This is a genomic window from Pseudomonas sp. O39, assembly GCF_045447295.1.
Lineage (GTDB): Bacteria > Pseudomonadota > Gammaproteobacteria > Pseudomonadales > Pseudomonadaceae > Aquipseudomonas > Aquipseudomonas antarctica_A.
The window spans coordinates 16,611-40,601 of record NZ_JBJGXV010000028.1; the positions used below are offsets into that span (position 1 = coordinate 16,611).

General features: G+C 59.4%; 19 protein-coding genes and 1 pseudogene. 8 read left to right on the top strand and 12 right to left on the bottom strand.

Annotated features, from left to right (window positions below; genetic code table 11):
* The first annotated feature begins 158 nt into the window (after window positions 1-158).
* Complete coding sequence (hppD, locus tag ACI77D_RS25835) at window positions 159-1,235, top strand: 4-hydroxyphenylpyruvate dioxygenase (protein ID WP_128589249.1); 1,077 nt, start codon at window positions 159-161, stop codon at window positions 1,233-1,235.
* A 56-nt stretch (window positions 1,236-1,291) separates the two neighbouring features.
* On the opposite strand, the gene rarD is transcribed toward hppD, so the two are convergent.
* The 3 genes from rarD to ACI77D_RS25850 all read right to left on the bottom strand — a co-directional run bounded on the left by rarD (window position 1,292) and on the right by ACI77D_RS25850 (window position 4,387).
* Window positions 1,292-2,173 carry an EamA family transporter RarD gene (gene rarD / locus ACI77D_RS25840; protein ID WP_064452511.1) on the bottom strand — a complete coding sequence of 294 codons (882 nt, stop codon included), beginning with the start codon at window positions 2,171-2,173 and terminating at the stop codon, window positions 1,292-1,294.
* 219 nt (window positions 2,174-2,392) lie between these two features.
* A complete protein-coding gene (locus tag ACI77D_RS25845; RefSeq protein ID WP_221294824.1) occupies window positions 2,393-3,403 on the bottom strand; it encodes an aldo/keto reductase in 1,011 nt (336 codons plus the stop codon).
* An 81-nt stretch (window positions 3,404-3,484) separates the two neighbouring features.
* Window positions 3,485-4,387: a LysR family transcriptional regulator gene (locus tag ACI77D_RS25850; protein WP_064452509.1), complete on the bottom strand. Its 903-nt coding sequence runs from the start codon at window positions 4,385-4,387 to the stop codon at window positions 3,485-3,487.
* Window positions 4,388-4,488: 101 nt separating this feature from the next.
* Between ACI77D_RS25850 and ACI77D_RS25855 the strand changes: the two genes are divergently transcribed.
* Together ACI77D_RS25855 and ACI77D_RS25860 are read left to right on the top strand one after the other, a co-directional pair.
* On the top strand, window positions 4,489-5,193 hold the full coding sequence (locus tag ACI77D_RS25855) for an SDR family oxidoreductase (RefSeq protein ID WP_407017741.1): 705 nt from the start codon (window positions 4,489-4,491) through the stop codon (window positions 5,191-5,193).
* Between the two features lie 53 nt (window positions 5,194-5,246).
* The gene (locus ACI77D_RS25860; protein ID WP_407017742.1) at window positions 5,247-6,563 is read left to right on the top strand and encodes a hypothetical protein; all 1,317 of its coding nucleotides are present in this window, start codon (window positions 5,247-5,249) and stop codon (window positions 6,561-6,563) included.
* Window positions 6,564-6,601: 38 nt separating this feature from the next.
* On the opposite strand, the gene ACI77D_RS25865 is transcribed toward ACI77D_RS25860, so the two are convergent.
* Entirely contained in the window at window positions 6,602-7,912 is a 1,311-nt protein-coding gene (locus tag ACI77D_RS25865; protein ID WP_407017743.1) for an MFS transporter, read from the bottom strand.
* 161 nt (window positions 7,913-8,073) lie between these two features.
* Here ACI77D_RS25865 and ACI77D_RS25870 point away from each other — a divergent pair, with 161 nt between their 5' ends.
* Complete coding sequence (locus ACI77D_RS25870; RefSeq protein WP_407017744.1) at window positions 8,074-9,180, top strand: sugar diacid recognition domain-containing protein; 1,107 nt, start codon at window positions 8,074-8,076, stop codon at window positions 9,178-9,180.
* 91 nt (window positions 9,181-9,271) lie between these two features.
* The gene (locus tag ACI77D_RS25875) at window positions 9,272-10,414 is read left to right on the top strand and encodes a glycerate kinase (protein ID WP_407017745.1); all 1,143 of its coding nucleotides are present in this window, start codon (window positions 9,272-9,274) and stop codon (window positions 10,412-10,414) included.
* Here ACI77D_RS25875 and ACI77D_RS25880 read toward each other — a convergent pair.
* The 4 genes and pseudogenes from ACI77D_RS25880 to ACI77D_RS25895 all read right to left on the bottom strand — a co-directional run bounded on the left by ACI77D_RS25880 (window position 10,411) and on the right by ACI77D_RS25895 (window position 14,704).
* Window positions 10,411-11,523: a class II histone deacetylase gene (locus ACI77D_RS25880; RefSeq protein WP_407017746.1), complete on the bottom strand. Its 1,113-nt coding sequence runs from the start codon at window positions 11,521-11,523 to the stop codon at window positions 10,411-10,413. The two genes, ACI77D_RS25875 and ACI77D_RS25880, sit on opposite strands and share 4 nt — an antisense overlap.
* Window positions 11,520-12,702, bottom strand: a pseudogene (locus ACI77D_RS25885) (MFS transporter). Before ACI77D_RS25885 ends, ACI77D_RS25880 begins: the two are co-directional and overlap by 4 nt.
* A gap of 36 nt (window positions 12,703-12,738) precedes the next feature.
* Window positions 12,739-13,614, bottom strand: a complete 876-nt coding sequence (locus ACI77D_RS25890) for a transporter (RefSeq protein WP_407017747.1) — start codon at window positions 13,612-13,614, stop codon at window positions 12,739-12,741.
* 118 nt (window positions 13,615-13,732) lie between these two features.
* Window positions 13,733-14,704, bottom strand: a complete 972-nt coding sequence (locus ACI77D_RS25895; protein ID WP_407017748.1) for a LuxR C-terminal-related transcriptional regulator — start codon at window positions 14,702-14,704, stop codon at window positions 13,733-13,735.
* Window positions 14,705-14,933: 229 nt separating this feature from the next.
* Here ACI77D_RS25895 and ACI77D_RS25900 point away from each other — a divergent pair, with 229 nt between their 5' ends.
* On the top strand, window positions 14,934-15,446 hold the full coding sequence (locus tag ACI77D_RS25900; RefSeq protein WP_407017749.1) for a GNAT family N-acetyltransferase: 513 nt from the start codon (window positions 14,934-14,936) through the stop codon (window positions 15,444-15,446).
* Here ACI77D_RS25900 and ACI77D_RS25905 read toward each other — a convergent pair.
* A complete protein-coding gene (locus ACI77D_RS25905; RefSeq protein ID WP_407017750.1) occupies window positions 15,443-16,135 on the bottom strand; it encodes an aspartate/glutamate racemase family protein in 693 nt (230 codons plus the stop codon). The genes ACI77D_RS25900 and ACI77D_RS25905 overlap by 4 nt on opposite strands.
* Window positions 16,136-16,298: 163 nt before the next feature.
* On the opposite strand from ACI77D_RS25905, the gene ACI77D_RS25910 reads away from it, so the two are divergent.
* Window positions 16,299-16,793, top strand: a complete 495-nt coding sequence (locus tag ACI77D_RS25910; protein WP_128589232.1) for a hypothetical protein — start codon at window positions 16,299-16,301, stop codon at window positions 16,791-16,793.
* A gap of 69 nt (window positions 16,794-16,862) precedes the next feature.
* Complete coding sequence (locus tag ACI77D_RS25915; protein WP_128589230.1) at window positions 16,863-17,534, top strand: DUF3313 domain-containing protein; 672 nt, start codon at window positions 16,863-16,865, stop codon at window positions 17,532-17,534.
* Between the two features lie 112 nt (window positions 17,535-17,646).
* Here ACI77D_RS25915 and ACI77D_RS25920 read toward each other — a convergent pair whose 3' ends face one another.
* The 3 genes from ACI77D_RS25920 to ACI77D_RS25930 all read right to left on the bottom strand — a co-directional run bounded on the left by ACI77D_RS25920 (window position 17,647) and on the right by ACI77D_RS25930 (window position 23,814).
* On the bottom strand, window positions 17,647-19,041 hold the full coding sequence (locus ACI77D_RS25920; RefSeq protein WP_262664760.1) for a DUF1254 domain-containing protein: 1,395 nt from the start codon (window positions 19,039-19,041) through the stop codon (window positions 17,647-17,649).
* 243 nt (window positions 19,042-19,284) lie between these two features.
* Complete coding sequence (locus tag ACI77D_RS25925; protein ID WP_407017751.1) at window positions 19,285-19,656, bottom strand: response regulator; 372 nt, start codon at window positions 19,654-19,656, stop codon at window positions 19,285-19,287.
* A gap of 258 nt (window positions 19,657-19,914) precedes the next feature.
* A complete protein-coding gene (locus tag ACI77D_RS25930) occupies window positions 19,915-23,814 on the bottom strand; it encodes a hypothetical protein (RefSeq protein ID WP_407017752.1) in 3,900 nt (1,299 codons plus the stop codon).
* Between the last annotated feature and the right edge of the window lie 177 nt (window positions 23,815-23,991).

Sequence of the window (23,991 nt, forward strand, 5' to 3'; positions counted from 1 at the left end):
CGTCAGAGACTGATGTAACCATGAAGCTATTCGGCTCCCCCCTGATCTTTGGTGACTTCCTCGCACGCAGTGTGCGGGGCCTCTCTTGTGCGCCTCCCTCCGACCTCATCCTTGCTCGCAAATAACTATTTGTTCACTACAAGAATGAGGCGCCGAAAATGGCCGACCAATACGAAAACCCAATGGGCCTGATGGGCTTTGAATTTATCGAATTCGCATCGCCAACCCCGGGCACCCTGGAGCCGATCTTCGAGATCATGGGCTTCACCAAAGTCGCGACCCACCGTTCCAAGAACGTCGACCTGTTCCGCCAGGGCGAGATCAACCTGATCCTCAACAACGAGCCCGACAGCCTCGCATCCTACTTTGCGGCCGAGCACGGCCCATCGGTGTGCGGCATGGCGTTCCGCGTCAAAGACTCGCAACAGGCGTTTAACCGCGCGCTGGAGCTGGGCGCCCAGCCGATCCATATTCAAACCGGGCCCATGGAACTGAACCTGCCGGCGATCAAGGGCATCGGCGGCGCGCCGCTGTATCTGATCGACCGTTTCGGTGAGGGCAGCTCAATCTATGACATCGACTTCGTGTACCTCGAAGGCGTTGACCGCAACCCGGTGGGCGCCGGCCTCAAGGTCATCGACCACCTGACCCATAACGTGTACCGCGGGCGCATGGCCTACTGGGCCAACTTCTACGAGAAGTTGTTCAACTTCCGTGAAGCGCGTTACTTCGACATCAAGGGCGAATACACCGGCCTGACCTCCAAGGCCATGAGTGCCCCTGACGGCATGATCCGCATCCCGCTGAACGAAGAGTCCTCCAAGGGTGCCGGCCAGATCGAAGAGTTCCTGATGCAGTTCAATGGTGAGGGCATTCAGCACGTGGCGTTCCTCACCGACGACCTGATCAAGACCTGGGACGCGCTGAAGAAGATCGGCATGCGCTTCATGACGGCGCCGCCGGACACGTACTACGAAATGCTTGAAGGCCGCCTGCCGAATCACGGCGAGCCGGTGGACCAACTGCAAGCACGCGGCATTCTGCTCGACGGTTCTTCGATTGAAGGCGACAAACGTCTGCTGCTGCAGATCTTCTCGGAAACCCTGATGGGCCCGGTGTTCTTCGAATTCATCCAGCGCAAGGGCGATGATGGGTTTGGCGAGGGCAACTTCAAGGCACTGTTCGAGTCGATCGAGCGTGACCAGGTGCGTCGTGGTGTACTGACCGCCGACTAAGCGTAAAAAAGCCCGCCCGAGGTTAACCCTCGGGCGGGCTTTTTATTGCCTGCGAATCACGCTCTGCGCTGACGCACCAAGTGCTTGAACCCTTCATACACCAGCACCATCACCGCCAGCCAGATCGGGATGTAAGTCAGCCATTGGCCGCCCTTGATGCCTTCTCCCAATATCAACGCCACCGCCAGCAGCAATACGGGCTCCACGTAGCTGAGCAAGCCAAACAGGCTGAACGCCAGCAAGCGGCTGGCAACGATATAGCTCACCAGGGCGGAGGCGCTGATCAAGCCCAGCATCGGAATCAACGCGTACAGCTTGGGGTGCACATCGAGCACGGCAAACCCCTGTTCACCGCTCTGCACAAACCACCAGGCCACCGGCAGCATCAGTGCCATGTCCAGCCACAAGCCGCCCAAGTGATCGGTGCCCAAGTATTTGCGCACCACAAAATAGATCGGGTAACCGATGATCACCACCAATGTCGCCCAGGAAAAACCCCCGGCCTGATACAACTCGTTAAGCACCCCGAGCGCGGCAAAAAATACCGCGATCTGCTGCAGGCGTGACAGCTGTTCGCCGTACACCAAACGCCCGGTCAGCACCATGGTCAGCGGCAGCAGGAAATACCCCACCGACACATCCAGGCTGCGCCCATTCAGCGGTGCCCACATAAACAGCCAGAGTTGCACACCTAACAGGACCGACGACAGCAGAACACCGCCAATCAGCCTCGGCTTGGCCACCAACATTCGCACCAGTTCCCACACGCGCCGCCATTCGCCACTGACGATCATGAACACGGTCATGCAGGGCACGGTCAGCAACATGCGCCAGCCAAAAATTTCCAGGCCGCTCAATGGCGTGAGCAACGAAGTGAAGTAATACATCACGGCAAACAACACCGAGGCCAATACCGATAACACAACACCTTTAGACACACTGTCCTCGCGAAAACCGATTGCTACAAAAGAGAGAGATTTCAGGAGGGGATTATGGTGCTTTTGGCGGAATCGGTTGCGCGGTTTTGGGGCGTTTTGCGGAAAATTTTTCACGACGCGCGGTTTTGGCCAATCCCTGTGGCAAGCGGGCTTTTATGGCGAGCGCGGCTCGCCACACCCTGCTACTTGTCACAGGCGGCGGGCGAGCCGGGGTACACGCTAAGAACGAGCTACGCGACCCGAGACAAAATGGCCCACATCATTAAACCCCGGCGTAGACGAATGCCCCGGCGTCACCAGTGAGTCAATAAACGCCTCATCTTCAGCGCTGATCTTCACATCCAGCGCCCCGGTGTACGCATCCCACTGCGCCTCGGTACGCGGCCCGACGATCGCTGAACTGACCGCCGAGTTGTTCAGTACCCAGGCAATCGCAAACTCCACGATCCCCACGCCACGCCCCTGGGTGTATTGCTGAATCTGCTGGGCAATACGCAGTGACTCAACCCGCCATTCGGTTTCCAGAATGCGTTTGTCCTGGCGCGCCGCGCGGCTGCCGGCTTCGGGCGTCACATCAGGTGCGTACTTGCCACTGAGCACGCCACGGGCCAGCGGGCTGTAAGGCACCACGCCCAAGCCATAGGCGCCAGCGGCGGTGATTTGTTCGATCTCGGCCTGGCGATTGACGATGTTGTACAACGGCTGGCTGATGATCGGCTTGTCTACGCCCAAACGCTCGGCCACGCGAATCACTTCAGCGATGCGCCAACCCCGGTAGTTGGACAGGCCCCAATAACGAATCTTGCCTTGGCGGATCAGGTCGCCTATCGCCGACACCGTCACTTCCAGCGGCGTGTCGTGGTCTTCGCGGTGCAGGTAATAGATGTCCAGGTAGTCGGTGTCGAGGCGGGTGAGGCTGGCTTCCAGTGCGTTGAAAATGCGCTTGCGGCTCAGGCCATTGCGGTTGGGTAAACCGTCCAATGGGCCGATGCCGACTTTCGACGCCACCACCCAATCCGAGCGGTGGCGGGCGATGGCTTCGCCGACGATTTCTTCGGAGCGCCCGCCGGTGTAAACGTCGGCGGTGTCGATGAAGTTGATGCCCTGGTCCCAGGCCTTGTCGATGATGCGCAGCGAGTCTTCGGTGTGGGTCTGTTCGCCAAACATCATGGTGCCCAGGGTCAGTGCGCTGACCTTCAACCCGGACTGGCCCAATGTGCGGTAAATCATGCAAAGATCCTCATGGCTGGGAAACGTAAGTGATGCAATACCAGACTCAAGGGCTCTGGAACAACCCCGGCACGGCTTTCTTCATGCGCTCAGCAAGGTCTGACAGCGCTGCTGTAAAAAACGATGCAGCACTTTCACCCGTTCCGACACTTGCAGGCGGTGAGGGCACATCAGGTTGAACGGGGTGGGCTCGCCTTGCCAATCGGGCAACAGCGGCACCAGGCGCCCGGCTTGGATATCCCGGGCGATATCCAGGTTGGCCTTATACGCGACCCCGTGGCCAGCCAACGCCCAACGCCGCACAATTTCGCCATCGTCGCTCAGGTAATCGCCCGTCACTTCGACTTCCTGGAGCAGTGCGCCCTGGCGAAAGTACCAGGTGTTATTCGGCTGCCCCCGGCGCATGTAGCGCAGCGTACTGTGTTGCGCCAGGTCCGCAGGCGTACGCGGCGTACCGTGCCGCGCGAGGTAGTCAGGGCTCGCGCAAGGAATGCGATGGTGGCCGGGCACGACGGGTAATGCCACCAGGCTGGAGTCCCGTGGCACACCAAAGCGCAGGGCGATGTCGACGGTGTCGCGGAACAAATCGGCGTTGCTGTCGTTGAGCAACAACTGCAGGCGGATGTTCGGGTGCTCGACCTTGAATTCATCCAGCCAGCCCAGCAGCACATTGCGCCCGAAATCCGAGGGGGCGGCCAACTGCAACAGGCCGCTGAGGCTTTGGCCTTGTTGTTTGATCGCTTGCTCGCCCTCGGACAAGGCTTCCAGGGCTATGCGTACGCTGTCCAGGTAACGCCGACCTTCTTCGGTCAGGCGCATGCTGCGGGTGGAACGGGCGAGCAGGCGGATGCCCAAGCGGGTTTCCAGCCGTTTGAGGGCGATACTGGCTGCTGCCGGCGTGAGGTTAAGGCTACGCGCGGCCGCCGAGAGGCTGCCTGTGTCGGCGGTGCGCACAAACACTTCCAGGTCCAGGGTTGAGCTCATTTGTAAAAATCCTTTAAAGATCTTGTCGTTTTACCGGGATTTTTCGCTGATTGCCAAGCTGAGAAGATCAACACTCACTTTCTCAATCAGGTATCAACCTCATGACATCCCCCCTCAGCGGTAAAACCGTCATCGTGATTGGCGGCAGCAGCGGTATCGGCGCAGCAGTGGCCAAGGCCGCCGCAGCGCGTGGCGCGCAGGTGGTGCTGGCCGGGCGCCGCTTGACCTCCAGTGTCGACAACGGCGTGCGCAGCGAGCCGGTCGACGTGACCGACAGCGTCTCCCTGCAGCGTTTGTTCGAAGCGGTCGGACGCTTTGATCATCTGGTCTATACCGCCGGGCCGTCGGTGCGGGCCAAAACCCTCAGTGAAACCGACCTGACCGAAGCCCAGGACAACTTCAACGTAAAACTCTGGGGCGCGCTGCGGGCAATCCAACAGGCGCTGCCGTTTTTGGCTGAGCACGGCAGCATCAGCCTGACCTCGGGCCAACTGGGCCGCAAACTGGCGCCCGGCCAGTTGATCAAGACCGGCATCAACGCTGCGACCGAAGCGCTGGGCAAGCAACTGGCAAAAGAATTGGCGCCCCGTCGGGTCAATGTGATCAGCCCGGGGGTGATTGATACACCGGCTTATGCAGGGCTGACAGAGGAGCAGCGGCTGGCGATGTTCGCCAAGGCTGGCGGGGCCTTGCCGGTTGGGCGAGTGGGGCAGGCTGAGGAGGTTGCGGCGGGGTATGTGCTGGCCATGGAGAACGGGTTTATGACCGGTGCCGTGATGGATATCGACGGCGGGGGATTGCTGTAGCAGCAGACCATTTGGTGCGGTGTCTACTGTCAATGTTGACAGGTGCGCACGCTTTGGGATCACGCGATAGTGCGGCTGGCTTATTTGCCTCGGCTAGCCCTGTTTTCAGCCTGGGCCTCGCACAAAGGAGTGTCCCGATGCTGACGTCGTCTACCCGCTCAGGCTTTTTTTCTCTGTTCATCGCTCCCAGCGTAATGCTGGGGGCCACCTGGTTGTCAGGTTGCACTACGCCCTACGACCCACCGCAATTTCATGCGCCGCCTGGAGAAAGCACCGAATTTGCGGGGATTGCGACGATGCTGCAATCCGCTCCCGATAAGACACTGGATGTACTGATAGTGCATGGCATGTGTACCCAGGACGCACAGTGGGCAGCCGAGTCCATCCGTGATTTGAACGCGATGCTCGGCGGCAAGGATCCTGTCGCACCCAAGCGTACTGACGTGCCGGGCACTCGTGTGCAGTTGTACCAACAGAACCTTGCGATCGCGGGTGGCCATGTGCGTGCCAACGCGTTGGCGTGGTGGCCGGTCATAGCGCCGCTCAAGGAACAGTTGTGCTATGACCAGAGCAACAAAAGCCAAGTGTGTGTCGACTCCGGCAATAGCACGCCAGCTTATCCTTACCAGCGCGCAAGCATTAACAAAGTGCTCAAGGACGAGATGATCGACGATTGCCTCGCCGATGCGCTGATCTATCAGGGGAAATCCAGGGATTTTATCAGCGGGCAGATCCAGACGGCCATTCTTCGGGCCTTGGCCACCCCCGGCGGTGAGGGAACGGCAACCCAGCAAGTACAGCGCGTCGCAACCGAGCAAACACCACTGGTCATTCTCGCGGAGAGCCTGGGCAGCAAAGTGGTGTTTGATGCGCTGAACGGCCTGCTGTCCAATGCCGATGACGCCAAGGGCCAGGCTGCGCGGCAAACTTTCATGCGCACAAGAACGGTGTTCATGATGGCTAATCAATTGCCGCTGCTGGGCTTGGCGGATCAGAACCTGCAGACGGGGATCAATGCACTGGACACTGATGATCGGTATCCGCAGGACCCGATCAGGGCGATGGTGATCAAGCTGGGGGATGCCGCTTCCCCGCAATCGCCTCGGGCTGGGGCGAGCCGTGCGCTTGCCAATTTGCCGGGGCCGCAGTTGGTGATGTTCAGCGACCCCAGTGACCTGTTGACGTTTGTCTCGACGCCAAAGAGTGAGCAGGTGCCTTTCTATCCGTTGGTCAATGTGCTCGTGTCCAATGACAACACCTTATTGGGTTTCCTTGAACGCCCCGACAAGGCTCACGAGGCCTATACGGGGAATAAACAGGTGCTCCGGCTTATGGCATGTGGCAACCCGTCGCGTAATTGCCCTGAATAATCGTGCGCTGCCCGACGCAAGCCGGGCAGCGGGGTGGATCAAACCTTCAATGTTCGGGTCATGCGCAATGCCAGCACACTGCCCGCGACAATCACCGCCGCCAGCAGGTACAACGCCATGTCCGTGGACCCGGTGGCATCCTTCACAAACCCCACGATGTAGGGGCTGAGGAAGCCGGCCATCTGGCCCATGGAATTGATCAGCGCCAAACCGCCTGCCGCCGCGCCCGCGCTGAGCAGGGCGGTTGGCACCGGCCAGAACATCGGCAGGCCGGTGAGGGCGCCCATGGTGGCGATGGTCAGGCCGAGAATCGCAATCGCCGGGGTAGTGGCGAAATTCACCGCGATCAGCAGGCCGATGGCGCCCATCAACATCGGCACCACCAAATGCCAGCGACGCTCCTTGCGCAAGTCGGCGGAGCGGCCCACCAGCAGCATGAACACGGCGGCCAGCAGATACGGAATCGCACTCAGCCAGCCAATCACCAGGTTATCGCTGAAACCCAGGTTCTTGATGATCGACGGCAGCCAGAAGTTGATCGCATACACACCGCTCTGGATGCAGAAGTAGATCAGGCCGAACGCCCAGATGGCCGGGTTCTTGAACACTGCGCCGAGCGAATCGGTGGTGGTCTTCGGCTTGTTGGCCAAGTCCATCGCCTGATCGGCTTCCAGCACTGCACGCTCGTGGGGCGTGAGCCACTGGGCATTGGCAAAGCTGTCGCTGAGCAGGAAGTAAGCGAGTGCGCCAAGTATTACGGTCGGGATGCCTTGCAGCAGGAACATCCACTGCCAGCCCGCCAGGCCACCCTGGCCTGCAGCGAAGTGGTTGAGGATCCAGCCGGAGAACGGGCTGCCGAGCAAGCCGGAGACCGGAATCGCCGACATGAACAATGCCATGATCCGCCCGCGGCGAAAGGTTGGGAACCACTGCGAGAGGTACAGCACCACGCCAGGGAAAAAGCCGGCTTCAGCGGCGCCGGTCAACAGGCGCAGCCCATAGAAATGCGTCGGCGTCGTGACGAACAGCAGGCAGGTGGACAAGGTGCCCCACACGATCATCATCAACGCGATCCAGCGGCGCGGGCCGAACTTGGTCAGCGCCAGGTTACTCGGCACGCCGCACAGCACGTAGCCGATAAAGAAGATCCCGGCACCGAGGCCGTACACCGTCTCACTGAATTTCAAGGCGTCGAGCATCTGCAACTTGGCAAAGCCAACGTTCACCCGGTCAAGGTAGTTGAACAAGTAGCAGATGAAAATGAAGGGGATCAGGCGCAGGGTAATGCGCTTGTAGATGGCGTTTTTATCGTCATCGGTGGCCAGTGTGGCAGCGGCGCTCTGTGACATGGCAGTCTCTCTTTATTATGATTTTTCGCGATGCGAGGGTAACGTTGATCGCCCAAAGAGTCTCGGCCACCGGCCGGGGTGCTGTCTTTGTGCTAGCGCACAGTGAAGCGTGCTTTGCGCTGTGCCTATGAACAACCCTGCCTTTCAAGGAACTTAGCCCCATGTTCGAGCTGGATCATGACCTGGCGCAGGATATCGTCAATCGCACCATGGCCATCCTGCCCTACAACGTCAACGTCATGGACAGCCAGGGCTTGATCCTCGGCAGCGGTGAGCCGGAGCGCATCAACACGCGTCATGAAGGCGCGCAGTTGGTGCTGGCCAACGGTCGGGTGGTGGAAATCGACGGTCAGACCGCCAAACACCTGAAGGGCGTGCAACCCGGCATCAACCTGCCGCTGATGCACGACCAGCGGCTGATCGGCGTGCTCGGCATTACCGGTGAACCCGAGTTGTTGCGCACTTACGCTGAGTTGGTGCGCATGACGGCTGAAATGCTGGTCAGCCATCGCCATCAACAAGCCGAACAGCAATGGCGGCGCCAGCGCTGTGATGATCTGCTGGCGTTGCTTTTGGCCGACGCCGGCGACTCGCCACGTCTGGTCGATGAGGCGCAACAATTGGGGCTCAAACCGCAAATGACGCGCACGCCGTACCTGTTCGAGCTGGGCGTGGGCCAATCGGCGGACGCGTTGAGCGCCTGGCTCACCAGCCGCTACCCGGACAGTTGGTGCGTCAGCTCCGCGCAATTTTCCCTGCTGTGGTGCCGACCGGCAGCGGTGCACGTGGATAACCTGCGCTTGCTGGAGAAGCTTGAAGGCATGGGCTGGAATATCCTGCGAGTGGCCGTGGGCGGTCAGGCCGATGGCTTGGCGGGGCTGCGCCGGTGTTACCGTCGCGTGGGGGACTTGCTCGCCTATGGTCGCGATATTCTCCCGCAATCACGGCTGTTGACGCTCAACCGTTATCGTTTGCCCGTGATGCTCTGGCGACACCGCAATGAAGACGCCCTCGACGAATTGCTCAACCCGTTGCGCAAAGTGCTGGCCAAGGACACCAACGGTCAGTTGCTGGCGACGTTGCGCAGTTGGTGCGAACACGACGGCCAGAGCCAGGCATGTGCCGATGCGTTGGGTATTCACCGCAACAGCCTGCGTTATCGGATGGAGCGCATAGCCGAGTTGAGTGGTGTCGACCCACTGACCCTCGACGGCATGCTTGCCCTTTACCTGGGCGTACAGTTGTTGCCCCAGGCTTTGTCGAAATGAACAACAAACCTCACTCACACTTGTGCATCTGACCGGCGTCATTGCCGCAGCCAACTGGCAGCATGGGCGTTATAAAAAACGGAGAAACCCCATGAAAATCATCATCGCCCCCGACTCATTCAAGGACAGTCTGAGTGCCGAAGGTGTCGCCCAGGCGATTGCCGAAGGGTTGGCCCAGGTGTGGCCGGATGCACGCTTGATCCAGTGCCCGATGGCCGATGGCGGTGAAGGCACCGTGGATTCGGTACTCGCCGCCTGCAATGGCGAACTGCGCAGCCACACTGTGCGAGGTCCGTTGGGCGGGACGGTTGAAGCGCGCTGGGGCTGGCTGGCCGACAGCTGCACCGCGATTATCGAGATGGCCGAAGCCAGCGGCTTGCAACGTGTGCCGCCGGGTCAGCGCGATGCCTGCACCAGCACCACGTACGGCACCGGCGAACTGATACGCGCCGCATTGGATGCTGGCGCCCGGCGCGTCATCCTGGCGATTGGCGGCAGCGCCACCAACGACGGTGGTGCAGGCGCGATGCAGGCGCTCGGCGTGCAACTGTTCGATGCCCAGGACCAGATACTTGCGCCCGGTGGCCTGGCCTTGGCAGGCCTGGCGCGCATCAATCTTGAACAACAGGACCCACGGCTGGCCCACGTACGCTTTGAGATTGCCGCCGACGTGAACAACCCGCTGTGCGGCGCACACGGCGCTTCTGCCATCTTCGGCCCGCAAAAAGGTGCGAATGCGCAGCAGGTCGAACAACTGGACGCCGCCCTCGGCCATTTTGCCGATCACTGCGCCAAGGTTCTGCCCAAAGACGTGCGTGATGAGCCCGGCAGTGGTGCAGCAGGTGGCTTGGGGTTTGCCGCCAAGGCCTTCCTGGGCGCGCAATTTCGCGCCGGCGTCGAGGTCGTCGCCGAATTGGTGGGGCTGGACGAAGCCGTACGGGGCGCCGATCTGGTGATTACCGGCGAAGGCCGCTTCGACGCCCAGACGCTGCGTGGCAAAACCCCGTTCGGCGTGGCACGCATTGCCCGCCAGCACAACGTGCCGGTGATCGTGATCGCCGGCACACTGGGCGATGGCTACGAGCAAATGTACGCCCACGGTGTGGACGCCGCATTCGCCTTGCCTTCGGGCCCGATGAGCCTGGAACAGGCTTGCAGCGAAGCGCCGCGTTTATTACGCGAGCGGGCCTCGGACATCGCGCGCTTATGGCGGCTGGCGGCGCCCAGGGTTTAATCGATAAGCCCGCGCGCCAACTGCTCGATCCATTGCTTCTGGAATGTCAGCAACGTCGCGTTGGGTTGCTGCAACTGGACAAATTCCAGCATCGGGTCTTGCACCGCTGTGCGCACACCGCTTAACTCCTCCAGGGTGGCCAACCCGCAAAACGGCACATAGGCTTCGCTGTAGCCGCCCTCATGCACCAGCACCAGGCGGCCCTGGCACAGGCGCTCTGCCGCCAGGCGTAGCGCGCGGGTCATCAGCCGGAAAGAGTCACTGTGCAGCAGCATGCGCGCCAACGGGTCGACGGCGTTGGCGTCATAGCCGCAAGCAACGATGATCAGCTCCGGTTGAAACCGTTCCAGCGCCGGCACCACGATGCGCGCCATGGCATGCAGGTACGCGTCGTGCCCACTGCCCGGCGGCAATGGAATATTGATATTCGCCCCCAGGCCGGCGCCACGGCCGCGATCCTGCTCGCCGCTGTAACCCGGCGGATAACAACCGTCCTGATGCAGTGAAATCGTCAACACATCGCCCCGGTCCTCGAAAATCGATTGGGTGCCATTGCCATGATGGACGTCCCAGTCGATCACGGCGACCTTGCCCAGCCCGTTGCGCGCCTTGGCCACTTCGATGGCAAGCGCAATGTTGGCGAGGAAACAGAAGCCCATCGCGCTGTCGGCCAAGCAATGGTGCCCCGGTGGCCGCGACAGCGAATAGGCATTGTGTGCCTGGCCGTTTAGGACCGTGTCCACCGCGGCGATGGTCAAGCCGGCGGATAACTTGGCAATTTCGTAGCTGCCCGGACCTATCGGGGCCTGGGGGCCGAGTTCACCACCGCCGGCATCGCTCAGGGCCTTGAAACGTTGCAGGTAGTGGCTGCCATGCACCCGCAGCAGATCCTCTTCACTGGCGGGAGGGGCGCTGTGCAGGTGCAAGTGGCGACTCAAGCCGGACACGTCCAGCAGGCTTTTAAAGCGTCGCTTGGTGTCCGGCGACTCGGCATGCCCGCTGCCGGCCGGCGGCTGCACCCATCCGCCCACGGGCAAGGTTAGCGCGTGGGCACTGGCGCTGTGCCACAGGGTCATTTCATCAAAGAAAAACGCGGTGGTTCGGTTCATACAGGCTCCAGTTCAACGGGGTTGTGATGGGCGGCTGGCGAAGGTCATCGCCAGGGACAGCAAGGTGATAACGGCAGCGCCGACCAGCAGCGCGGTAAACCCGCCACTGGTCTCGATCAGCCGGCCGGCGACGGCAGGGCCGATGGCCAGGCCGCCGCCGATCACCAGGTTGGAGGCGTTCATCAACTTGCCGCTGTGGTCCAGGTCGGCCAGGCAGGCGAGGATCAGCGGCAGGATGAAGGTCCAGGTGAACTTGAACAGCAGCGCCGCCAGCGCAAAACGCAGCAGCGCGGGTTGGCCGAGCAGTAGCAGCACGGCGGTCGCCATCAGTGCATAGCCCGCGAGCAACAGCACCCCACGCGGCAGGCGCGCACCGATCAGCGCAGCGCACGCCGCCCCGGCAATGCCCATCAGCGTCGCGACGGCCAACACTTCACCGCTGTGCTGTGGCGAGATTCCGGCACGCGCACCCAGGGCACCGATGAAGGTCCAGACGCCGCCGAGGCTGATGTAAAAGGCCAGGACCGCTGCGACCCCCAGCGCGGCCTTCCAGGGTGAGCGGTGCAGCGAAGGGCTGTCGTTCGCCTTGTTCGCCGGGCTGGCGGGAAAACCACGGGCCAGTGGCAACAGTACGGTCATCAGGACCGCCAGGATGAGGTAGCAGGCATTCAAGCCGTAGCGTTCGAATAAGCCCGGAAGTACCGCAAGGCCCAAGGCGCCGACCACCAGTTGCCCCATCACCCATAACCCGTAGACCCGGCTGGGGTTGGCCGTATGGGCGGCACTGGCCAGGCAGATAATCATCAATGAACCTCCGGCCAACGCACTGGCGAAGCGCAAGGCAAGCAAGCTGGCGTAGGTGTCGGCGAGCATCGACAGCAGATTGGCCGCGATGAACAGGAGTGCGGCGCATAAGGCTGCCACCCGCCAGTCGACCCGTTTGAGCCACCAGAGCGCGGGCAGCGTCGCCAGGCTCATGGCGCCCAGTTCGACGGAAAACAGATCACCGATTTGCGCAGGGCTCAGTTGCCATTGACTCGCCAACTGTGAAGCCACGGCGGGGGCGGTCATCAGGATGGTCGGGGTGATTGCGGCGAACAGCACGATGGCTGCCAGCAGTGCCCAGGAGGACGATGAGGCTGAGGCCTCATGTTGTGCGGCATGGGTTTGAGTGTGCATCTTCTTGCTCCGGGAAAAGGGGCTCGGGAAAGCGCGTCAGAACACGTGGACCAGGCGCAACAGCGCATCGGTTCCGGCGTAACCGTTGGACGCGGCGACATTTTGCGAAAGGCCGAACATCAGTTGGTTCTGCTTGTCGAGCCAGTGCCCGACCTCGAACCCGACCTGGGTGTAGCGTTTGTGGGTGTCGTCGAGTTGACGGTTGTTGAGGCGCAGCGCCCCACCGTCGGCCTGGATCAGGCGCAACGCACCGTAAGTGGCGGGGCTGAAGTCGTAGGAGGCAAATGCTTGCAGGCGATACAGCGGGGCTTGCTTGAGCTGGCTGCCGAAATAGTCGTCATTGGGGGCGTAGAGCTGGGCTTCCAGATTGGCTTCCAGCACCCATTTTTCGCCGATGCCTCGCGTGTAGTTGTAGACAAAGGTTGCGCCCCAGCGATTGGCGCCCGCAGACACGTCCGGGTTGTTGCTGTGGTATTCGCCCACCGGCACGGTGATCAGGCTCAAGAGGCCGCTGTAGGTACGAGAGGCCGGGTCGTTGATGAAAAACACGGTGCCGCCCACTTGCGGATCGCCCAGCCCACTTTCGCCGGTGCGTTGGCTGGCGCCTGGCAAGCGCGCATTGATGTCGGCGAAGGGCACGATGACTTGCGGCGTGCACAGCGTGCCGCAGGCGTCGGTGAAATACACTTGGCGGTATGCCAGAGCGTTCACCCTGAGGTCGGCCTTGCCGGTGGTATCGGCAGGCCCGTGGAAATTTCCGGCACGCGTCGCAGGCAAGTACAGCACGCCCAGGCTGGTGCCTGGCGGTGCGCTGAAAAAGTCGCGGGCATTGAGGTCGGCAGCCTGGCTATCGAGGCACAGCAGTGTGCCGCCGAGCAGCACCGTCAGGTTACGCACGGTTGTTGGGGTCATGGCGAGGCGTCTCTTGAATGGAGCGTCAGGGCGAGTGCAGCAGCGGTAAAAAAATGGGCAAAAGAAACCCGTGACCGTCAAAACGACAGTGCAAAACGCTGCGATAAACCGGTGTAGATCAGTCGGGTGGGGCGTGCACCAAGTGCGCTATACGCGCCTTGTCCTTGACGCCGAGCTTGGTGTAGATAGCGCGAATATGATGGCGTACGGTATTGGGCGACAGGCCGAGGTCGCGGGCGACTTCCTTATAGGTCTTGCCCTCGCCAAAGCCTTGGGCGACGTCGTTTTCCCTTGGGCTGAGCTGGGGCAGGGCGCGGTTGATGCGCGCCGCCAGCAGAAACTGATCGCCCACCGCCGAAACCTCAATGTGGATCTGCTTGCCCTCGTAGCCGCGCTCATCCAGGGCCACCGGCAGGGTAGGGCCGCTCCATTGCGGCCATTCACTGAGCAGTAAATCGGTAAAGCCGCGCTCGGCGCACTGCAGGACGCCGCGCGGGCCGCACACCGCCAGCGCGAGATTGCGTGGGCTTGTGAGCGTTTCGCGCATGGCCACCAGGGTGCGGATCTGGTTCGCCGAAACCGCCGCTACCAAGTGCAGCATCAGGTTGTTGAGCAGCAGGCAGTCCTGCTCGTTGAATTTCGCAGCCGCAGGCTTGCGGTACAAGGTCAGGTGATCGCTCAGACAAGTGAGCGGGTCGACATGGATGACGCACAACAACTCGCCGATCCCGTGCCGTTCGCCGAGCCAATTCAAGCCGGCGCCGCTGGCGCAGTTGCGCATGTCGATGATGACGGCCTGGCCTGGCGCCGCATGTACCTGCTTGATCGTCACATCCATATGGCGGATCGATTGCCAGTCGTCCAAATAACCCGGCGGCAACTGGTACAGATAGCTGCTGTGCTCTTCCGGCAAGCCTCCTATCAGCGCCGCGCGCCCCCACCAGGCGCTGTCAAACGCCAGTAACTGGCTGATACGCGTCAGTGCATGCTGCTGAAAATGTTCGATGTCCTGGTGCTGGGCAAGTCGCTGCAAATCCAGGGTCATGGTGCTGAAGGCCTGTAACAGGCCCGAGGGATCAAGACGATTCATGGGCGTTCCTCTGTGGGACTTTTTTTGTTGTTTTCGTCACAGGGTTAAAGGCCGAAACGTTGGATTGACGTGGCAGGGCCTGCGCCAAGTATCCGCGCTGCCGGGTGCGATCGCTATCGTACAGATGCAGGATACAGCCGGTTGATTTGCGGGAGGATTCCGGGCTCGTCAGAGAAGCTGGTTTGCCCCTACACTGGCCTGCCACTTGTCTTTCAAAGGATGAAACACAATGCACACGCCTGAACCCCACATCGTGATCCAGCGCTTTACCGAAGCCCACCTTGAAGGTGTGACTGCGCTCTATAACGAACCGGCTGTGTGTCGTCAGGTGCTGCAAATGCCTTTTCAGTCGATCGAGGCCTGGCGCAAGCGGTTGGTGATGGATAACGAGCGCCGGCTACAGCTGGTGGCGATGCATGGCGGCGAGGTGATTGGTCAGCTCGGCTTGGAACAGTACCTGCGCGTACGCCAGAGCCACGTCGGTTCGTTCGGCATGGGCGTGGCGACGGCCTGGCAGGGCAAGGGTGTGGGTTCCAGGTTGTTGACGGCCGCGCTGGATGTGGCCGACAACTGGATGAACCTGCACCGCGTGGAACTCACGGTGTACGCCGACAACGAGGCGGCGCATAACCTGTACCGCAAGTTCGGCTTCGAAGTTGAAGGTCGGTTGCGCGATTACGCCCTGCGTGACGGTGTCTTTGTCGACACCCTGAGCATGGCGCGCCTGCGCAAATCGGCTTAATCCTCCAGCGCAAACGCCACCGCGGCCTGCGCATGCAGCTCGGTGGTGTCCAGCAGCGGCAGGTCGCTGTGTTCAGGCTTGATCAGCAGGCCGATTTCCGTGCACCCGAGGATGATTGCCTGGGCACCCCGTGCGGCCAGGGTGGCGATTACGCGCTGATAGACCTGGCGCGAAGCCTGGTTGATCACCCCGACACACAACTCCTCATAGATGATCCGGTGCACGGCCTGGCGCTCGTCCGCGTCGGGCACCAGCACGGTCAAGCCCTGGGCGGCCAGGCGCGCTTTGAGAAAATCCTGTTCCATGGTGAACGCGGTGCCCAGCAGGCCGACCGTCAGCGTGCCGCGCTCAACGGCCGCTGCCCCGGCGGCATCGGCAATATGCAGAAACGGAATCGACACCGCCGCTTCAATGCGCGACGCCACCAAATGCATGGTGTTGGTACACAGCACCACACACTCGGCACCGCCGGCTTGCAGGCGGCGCGCGGCATCTTCCAGAATCAGCGCGGTGTCATCCCAGCGGCCGGCATGCTGAGCCTGTTCCACCGGGCCGAAATCCACGCTGTACATCAACAATTGCGCAGAGCGCAGTGGGCCAAGTTGGTCGCGCACGCGTTGGTTGATGATGCGGTAATACTCGGCGCTGGACTCCCAGCTCATGCCGCCGATTAGGCCAATGGTACGCATGCGAAGCTCCTGACAAGGAATGTCGCGTTACCTTACTCACCGCCTGCGGATTAGTCATATGCAGTTACCCGCTAAATGACCGGAGCAGTTTTAAGCCATACGGCGAGCCGCCACTTCTGCCATGATCCTACTTCGCAACCTGGCTCACCCAAGGAAATCTGCAATGGACGATGTACAGCAACTGGGCGAGATGCTTCGTCATTACGCCGATAGCGAAGCGCACAAGAAACAGCAATTCGACGTGCAGTCGGCGCGCTGGGCGCAAAAGCTCGGTGAGTTGTTCGGGCAGATTGAACAGTGGCTGGAACCGGTCAAGACCGTCGGCCTGCTGGACGTCCATCGTGAAGCGTATGTCGCCAGCAGCCCGAGCCTGCCGGTTGAGAGTTCGACCTTCAAGACCGAGAAACTTACCGTGCAGATCACCGGCAAAGCCGTTGAGTTCGTGCCGGAAGTCATGGGCGCAGGCGGCTTGATTTCCGTCTCGGTGATAGGCCTGACCGCTGCTCGGCACGGCAGTATCTCGCTGGTGCTACCGCCGGATAAACAGGACTGGCTGTGGAAGAAAACCAATGGTCTGAAAGACCCGGACACCTTCGCCTTCGACGCCAACTTCCTGGCCGCGCAGTTACAAAGCCTGATCCCGCGCGAACGCGGCTGAGCAAACTCCTTCAGCATTGGCTATACATAGGGCTCGTTGTTTAAATGATGGTCGCCAGGGAGTTCAATGATGAAACTAAGGCTAATGGTCAGTGCGCTGTGCGTCGCTACTATCGCAGTGTCCGGGTGTGCCTCAAAGGCCCCCCAGCCGGACGAGTATTCCGGTTTTCTCTCGGACTACAGCCAACTTAAAGAGGCCAAGTCGCCATCGGGCGCCGAGGTGATGCGCTGGGTCGATCCCAACCTGGACCTCAAGCGCTACACCGCGGTGTACATCGAACCCACCCAGTTCTATCCCAAACCCCAGGCCACCGCCAAAATTCCGGCCAGCACCCTGAACGGTATCAACAGTTACTACACCGCAGCGCTCAAGCGCGAGCTGAGCAAGTCAATGCAGGTGGCCAATGCCCCCGGCCCGGGCGTGATCGTGCTGCGCGCAGCCATTACCGCCGTGAGCAGCAAGACCGAAAGCCTCAAGCCTTACGAGTACATTCCCGTGGCCTTGGTGGTGGCGGCGGTGAGTACCGGAGCCGGTATTCGTGATCAGGAGACGACACTGGGCACTGAGGCGCAGTTTCTGGATGGCGCGACTGGCAAGGTGCTCGCACAGGTGGTTCGCAAAGGCACCGGCAAGCCCTTGTCCAACGACGCTCAAGTGATGAAGGCGGATGACGTTAAAGGCGTTATCGATGGCTGGGCGTCGGACGTGTATCAGTCTTATGTGAAGCTGAAAAACCGCTGAGGGTTCGACGCATTCCCTGCGCCAGAGTTGTTATAGCGGGGCAGGACGGCGCACTTATCATCGAGGATGGGACGTACCCGGCCGAATCGAGGTTTCGGCCGGGCACCGGGTGTTACTTGAGCGGTGTCAGCGGTGGTAACTGCCATTGAGTCGCGTCAGGCTTGGGCAGGTAAATCCGCAGTACGGCATAAAACGGACCAGGCGGGGCCGGCAACCAGTTGTTCTGTTCGGCTTTGGGCGGCTCGTGGTGCTGTAATGCCAGGGTCAGGCCGCCGTCGGCGTCCAGCTTGAGGTCGGGCAGCATCCGCGAATTGATCTGGTAGCGTTTCTTGAGGTTGGGCGCCAGCAGCTTGGTCTTTGCGTCGTACATGGTCAGCGACCAGAACGCATCGGCCGGCGGCAATTGATCCTTGTCAAAGTGCACGGTGTAGCTGTGGCGTGCGCCGTTGGCCGGCTTGCCTTCGCTGTCAACGGCGTAGTTCAGGTAAATGGCTTCGTCAGGGGAGTTGCCGAAAATCCCCAGATCGGCCCCGGCGTAGCGGTACAGGTAATTGTTTTTCAGGCGATCGCGGCTGCCGTACAGGTCACTGCTGGACACTTGATGAGTGTCGATCTTGTCCTTTTTGAATGCCGCAAACTCAGCCCGGCCATCGGCAATGCCATCTTCCAGCGCCTTGCGCTGTTCGACGGTCAATGCCTTGACCTTGAACGGCGCGCCAGGGGCGATACCGATCTTGGCAAAGCGTGCCAACAGGTCTTTTTCGCTGTCCTGGGGCGCGGCAAACGCCAGCATGAAGTTCAGGTAGCGAAACAGCTGCGGGCCTTCGGTCATGGTCGCCGTAGGCTTGGGCCATTCGATCTTCGGCACCGTAGCGGGTGCAGGCTGTTTTACATAGCTGCTCAGCGACTGCACTTTGTAGCCGTTCTGAATCTGCTTGACCTTGTTCAGGTCCTTGTCGTCCAACAATTGCGTGCGATACAAGGCGTAGGCGATGTTGCTTTCGCTGTAGACCACTCGGTCGATGTCAACCGGCTGCTGACCCTTCCAGTCCGGGCCGGCAATCATGTAGTGGCCGCCATTGTTGCCGGTGCTGCGGGTGCCCAGGTACGCCATGTTCTGCGTATAAAGGTCGATCAACTGCACCGAGTAGTAACGGTTGTCTTCGATCTTCGGCAGGGTCAGTACCAGAGGTTCTTTGCGCAGGTCCATCCACACGAACGAGTAGGGCGTGTCTGCGTTCGGGGTGGCGAACGCCGTGTCCTTGGGCGTGAAGACCTGGGCGGTATTAGCGATATGGTTGAACGGCGCCTTGAATTTGGCACCGCCTTTATCAACGGCCTGGGTGTAAAGCCTCTTGTACATTGCCACTACCGGGTAGCCATATAAGTAGGCTTCCTTGGCAATGGCCCGGGCTTCGGCAGGGGTTGCCGTAAAATCGGCCCAGGCGCCGGTACTCATGAGAATCGAGAGGCTCGCCAACAGCAGGCGCGTCGGTTTTCCAATCATGTTGTTGCGTCCTTCCAGAGTGCTTTATAAAGGGCGTGGGATCAAAGTGCTGAGTGTCCAGCTTTATTGGCCGAACGTCACGTTAATCCCTGCAAACAAGGTGAACTGAGACTATAGCCGTCATGCGGGTCAGGGCAGGTGTTGAGGCGCAGAGCGGCCCTCGCAATCGCCGCGATGGGCCGATGATGTTCGCCAGGGCTACAAAAATGAGGAGCGTGCTGCCGCGAATGGGCAGCGTCAACGTCAGTTCAGACGATCAGCCAGCATCGATTTGACCTTGTCGCGCAGTTGATCGATAGAGAATGGCTTGCCGATCACCTGCATGCCGGGCGGCACATCGATACTGTCGGCATAGCCGCTGGCAAACAGGATTGGCAGAGCAGGGCGCAGCTCACGCACCTTCTTCGCCAAGTCTTTTCCATTCATATCAGGCAGGCCGACATCGGTCATCATCAGGTCGATCACCTGATCGGTGTTTTCCACGATCACCAGGGCTGCTTCCCCGTCCGCCGCTTCTACTACCGTGAACTCCAATTCTTCGAGTACATCGACGATCAGCATGCGCACGATGGCGTCGTCTTCGACTACAAGGAGGGTGGAGGCGGTAGCGGACATAATGAAAATTCCCGAAAAATGGAGGGGCAGGTCTTGATCGTTTGAAAGACCATTCTCTAATGAGTCGCGTCAATCTCGGCAAGTTCCGTAGGCTGCGGCATTGTGAAGGGAATCAGAGAAAATGTCGCGTTGCGCACGAGTGGGTGGCATCGAGAGGGGCAGGGCGTCAATGGTACTTTCCAAAAGCACCATTGACGCACGTTGATGGTCGCCACAAAAACGACCATCCTAGCGACAACGCTGGATCTTCAGACCGGTTTACAGGGTGGTTTTAAACAAATTGTCTCGGTAGAAAAAGGACAAATCAACGCCCGTCCCCTTGATCGTACTGTTCAGGTTCGCGTCCTCGAATACCGACATCTTATACTCACGTGTGCCGCGAGTGGTGCCTGTAAAGTGCGGCATCAGGTGTGAGCTAAGACCGCTGTTTAATGTACTTTCCAGCGCAGCACTCATCGCCGCTTCAGTCGTAAATGTCGCTTTCCCAAAGTTAGGGTCGAAATAAAACCATTCTCTCGTCCTGGCGTTGTATCCGGCCGTAATACCATGCCCTGGGCCATGGATTAATAGCGTTTTTGAGGTCGAGGACTTGCCGGCTTTGGCGAGCTCCGAAATGATGACCGCGGGTGTGACTTGTCGTGCCTGCATTGTGTGATGGAATTTGTCGCCGAGTACCTCTTGAATCTGGTTCAGCTGTTCGCGGAACTTGTTTACGTCGGCTGACCGGCGTTGTTCAATGATGGCTTTGTTCGGATTGATTTTTCGTAATTCGGCGATTTCGCTGGGGCTAAGCGCAGGCACCATCGCGGCGTACATGTTTTTCATAAAGATGTCCTGTTTGCCAGGGGCCGGGTGCGCAGCAGCGGCTGCCATCACATTGGAAATCGCTGCACACTCGCCCTCCGATAGCAGGGAAACCTGGCTTTGGCTGAGGTAAAAGCTTTGCGGCATGGGAACTGCTTTGCCACCCGCAGCGGTTATCTCCGCGTGGAATACCCTGTAGTTTTCCAGATCAACGTCAATTCTTCGTTTTTCCATATACTTGACCAGGCGACCAAGCTCTTCAGGTGTACGCCCGCGCGCGATACCCAGTTCTGCATACTGATTCAGGCTCAACGTTTTCGAGAACCCACTGATACCTTCTGGCCCACCCGCGTCATACCCTCTCTTATAGCCGTAAGCGTCAATGACTTGCGCCGTTTCACGGGCTGTTTTGAATCGCTCGGGGAGTGCTTCAAGTTCACCTATACGTTTCACCAGGCTGCCGAGCTCCGTCGGCGTACGACGTTCAGCTACCGCAAGACGCTTCAAATCATTGATTTTCAGCGCTGGGGAGTAGCCATAGATAGCCTCTGGTTTTCCCGTGTTCTGGCCCCGTATATAAGCGGCCTTGTCCTCAGCTTTGGCTTTGGCTAACGCCGATACAAAGTCATCAAGGAAATTGGGATTTACTGCCGCAGGCGCGACGACAGCCCCTATCATTTTCCCCAGCCAGCTATCGGTGACTGCCCGTATGTCCCCATCGTGTGCGGCGACCGTTGGCTTGAAGTCCTTGAGCGCAGGACCATACCGGCGGTCGCTGACAGGGTCATAGGCATACCATTTGCCCTCCTGAAACACAGCGCCGCCCTCGATGGTCTGCCCTGCAACCTTATAGGTGCCTGTCGCTGCGACACCATGGGTTTTACTGGCTGCTTTGAGCCCATCGTAACTACCTGTGAGGCCCTTGAGCTTGATGATGGCATCGCGACCTTTGGACGAGAGATAGCTGAAACCTTTGCCCAGCAGCCCGCCAACGCCAACAGCCAAATCGCCCACGCCACCAAGTGGATTGAGTGCCTCAATGGCGGCCACGCCAAGGAATTTGACCGTTTTCACGGCCTTGGTGGCTGCGTGTAGGCCTGTACCCAAGATTTTTGTGGCTTGCGCGGCCTTACCCGCGCCAAGTGTGACCAGTCCAACGACGTCAAAGAACAGGTCAAATAACCCCTCACCGATCTTGTGATTTTGGAAATTGACGATGGCAGACCGAAGCGGGATCAGGTTGAGAAAGAACTCACCAATCGCCGCGTTCAACGACCGGTTTTTGTCAAACGACGTCACGCCCTTGGCGTGGTTCAGGAGGTCCTCGTTATCCAGCGCGAGCGAGTGGACGAACACATCGGCAATAAAAGAGGTGCGGTCGGAGCCATAGCTGTTGGGGATCGCAGAAGGGTTCTTTATCTCGTCGGCGTGCGTGCCGGCATAAGGGGGGGCAAAAAGTGTTGTTTGGGATACGGTATTTGCATTTCGCTCATCCAGTTTTTCACCACTGTAAGGCTCGGTGAACTTACTTTTCAGGTGGTTCGCTTTCTCAAAGGTTCCCTTACTGGTATCAAGGTAATAAATATTCACCTCGCCCCCGCGAGTGGTTTTAACATGCAGCGTATTCCCACGTTTTGACAGCGCGAGCGGCGACGTGAAATCCATGTCCACCTTGTAATCATTGGTGTGGAAGAACTCGAGTTTGCCGGAATCGAGGTTCCTGCGATCTTCCAGTGACAATGTCGAGGTCAGGTACTTCACCCTCTCGTGGTGCCCATCGGCTTGTGCTTTTAAGGTGTTTTTATACTCATCTTTGAATAGACGGGCGGCATGAAAGTTATCGGACTGGACATAGGCGTTGAAACGACTGATTGGAATTCTTGTGTCGTCGGTGACCCAGCTGTGATTTTTTTCGAGCCTTTCACCTTCCATTGCGATGTCGAGCATGGAACGCCGCTCGGGGAAAACGAAGGGCGCCTGACTGCTGTTCTTGTGGAGGAGTTTCAAGACTTTGGCTTCAAAAACCGCTGGATCAACCCCCGGGAATTCCGCTTTAAGGCAGTTGAGCGCGATCTCCTTTCGACTGGGCCAAGGTGTCTGCATCAACGAAGAAGCGTTGGTCAATGCTTTCAACTGATTGTTATAGGCATTCCTGACCTTCTCGATTTCGGGCTCCGAAGGTTGGGTGCCGAAGAGATCCAACATGCCACTGACCACACCCCAATTTCTCAGGGCTTCGCGCTGGGCAGATTGAACTGCATAGCTGTCGGTCGGCATGGATTCTGCGGCGGCAATAACCTCGGCATAGGTCATGTTTGGTACCCGACCAGGCGTCTGCGCTTCGATCTTGGCTACTGCAAGGGTCAGTTGCGTCCAGACGGTGCTGCCGTACGTCACAGTGGGCGGGATATCTTTGATGAGAAATTGTGGGTAACTGCGGGCTAACAGAAGGTGCGTTGCGAGTTTAACGGTGGTCGCTGTCGCTTTGCTGTTGGCAACAAGTTGATCGCTCACGGATTTAACCGCCAGCGAGGGTGACGCGCCCCAGTACGAGGAGTCATGCAAAACAACACCGGCTACCTTGTTACGCTCGGGATGCCTACTGGACGCCTGATCGAGTCCAAGATGAATGGCGGCCAATACATAGTCGTAAATACTGATGTCCGATGACGCGCCATTCAGATGCGTTTGCAGGGCTTTCCCCAGTGCCTGGCCCTTGGGTGAGTCGATTAGTTTTTGTAGCGCCAGGGCGGGGTTGTGCAGGTCGCTTGACGTCAGCGAACTGCCCCTCAACAGGTAACCAAGGGTGCTGTCGCCATCTCTGGGCAGCGGTAAGCCAGGCAGCCCCGTGTTGTTTGAGTGGAGGAAGTTCACGATGCGGGTCTGGTCTTGTTGCGATATCGGCATTGGCCAGGACAGCGCGCCACCGAAATCTCCCAGAGGATGCAATGAGGCCTTTTGCTCCAGCTTTTGCGCCAACGCAGTGAATTCATCCGCAGTACGCGGCAGGTCATAACCGAGGTCAGTAATGACGCTGGTAAACGTTTGAGGCGTGGTCTGGGCTGAGGCTTTGGACGAATGCTCATGCAGCCGCAGTGTGTTTTTGTTCAACCAGTCTGAAGCTAAGAAGCCGTCTTTAACCCAGGGAACAATCCCCCGCAGCCTGCTGGCCAGGTTTTTCAGGTTTTCCTGGTCAGCGAGAAGTCGCTGCAAGGAACTGGTAGTGGGCGCCTGAACGGTGGCAGTGGTCGTTGTTGAAGTGCTTGAGGCGTTTTGCGTTTTAACGTCAGGCTCTGTGACAGTGTGGTTGTGAGAGGTGACGACTGGCTGCAGTGCAGCGTGGGTGATGCTCATGTGAATTACCTTGGTGGGTCAGAAAAGACGCCTTCCAAAAGATCTTCCGTGTTCCTGAGGCGCAATCTTGAGTGCGAAAACCTTGTAGGTCCGTTCCGCTGAAGTCCCAGTCATCTGTTTTAAGGTGTGTAAATGAGTTGAAGAAACCGGCCGAAATCACCTTGAAATTCACGTGCA

Excerpts from the sequence above, each read along its gene's own strand:
- ACI77D_RS25900 (WP_407017749.1), top strand. The coding sequence starts at position 14,934 with ATGCACACGCCTGAACCCCACATCGTGATCCAGCGCTTTACCGAAGCC.
- ACI77D_RS25875 (WP_407017745.1), top strand. The coding sequence starts at position 9,272 with ATGAAAATCATCATCGCCCCCGACTCATTCAAGGACAGTCTGAGTGCC.
- ACI77D_RS25895 (WP_407017748.1), bottom strand. The coding sequence starts at position 14,704 with ATGAATCGTCTTGATCCCTCGGGCCTGTTACAGGCCTTCAGCACCATG.
- ACI77D_RS25925 (WP_407017751.1), bottom strand. The coding sequence starts at position 19,656 with ATGTCCGCTACCGCCTCCACCCTCCTTGTAGTCGAAGACGACGCCATC.
- ACI77D_RS25910 (WP_128589232.1), top strand. The coding sequence starts at position 16,299 with ATGGACGATGTACAGCAACTGGGCGAGATGCTTCGTCATTACGCCGAT.
- ACI77D_RS25930 (WP_407017752.1), bottom strand. The coding sequence starts at position 23,814 with ATGAGCATCACCCACGCTGCACTGCAGCCAGTCGTCACCTCTCACAAC.
- ACI77D_RS25920 (WP_262664760.1), bottom strand. The coding sequence starts at position 19,041 with ATGATTGGAAAACCGACGCGCCTGCTGTTGGCGAGCCTCTCGATTCTC.
- ACI77D_RS25850 (WP_064452509.1), bottom strand. The coding sequence starts at position 4,387 with ATGAGCTCAACCCTGGACCTGGAAGTGTTTGTGCGCACCGCCGACACA.
- ACI77D_RS25915 (WP_128589230.1), top strand. The coding sequence starts at position 16,863 with ATGAAACTAAGGCTAATGGTCAGTGCGCTGTGCGTCGCTACTATCGCA.
- ACI77D_RS25870 (WP_407017744.1), top strand. The coding sequence starts at position 8,074 with ATGTTCGAGCTGGATCATGACCTGGCGCAGGATATCGTCAATCGCACC.
- ACI77D_RS25855 (WP_407017741.1), top strand. The coding sequence starts at position 4,489 with ATGACATCCCCCCTCAGCGGTAAAACCGTCATCGTGATTGGCGGCAGC.
- ACI77D_RS25890 (WP_407017747.1), bottom strand. The coding sequence starts at position 13,614 with ATGACCCCAACAACCGTGCGTAACCTGACGGTGCTGCTCGGCGGCACA.
- ACI77D_RS25845 (WP_221294824.1), bottom strand. The coding sequence starts at position 3,403 with ATGATTTACCGCACATTGGGCCAGTCCGGGTTGAAGGTCAGCGCACTG.
- ACI77D_RS25865 (WP_407017743.1), bottom strand. The coding sequence starts at position 7,912 with ATGTCACAGAGCGCCGCTGCCACACTGGCCACCGATGACGATAAAAAC.
- hppD (WP_128589249.1), top strand. The coding sequence starts at position 159 with ATGGCCGACCAATACGAAAACCCAATGGGCCTGATGGGCTTTGAATTT.
- ACI77D_RS25880 (WP_407017746.1), bottom strand. The coding sequence starts at position 11,523 with ATGAACCGAACCACCGCGTTTTTCTTTGATGAAATGACCCTGTGGCAC.
- ACI77D_RS25905 (WP_407017750.1), bottom strand. The coding sequence starts at position 16,135 with ATGCGTACCATTGGCCTAATCGGCGGCATGAGCTGGGAGTCCAGCGCC.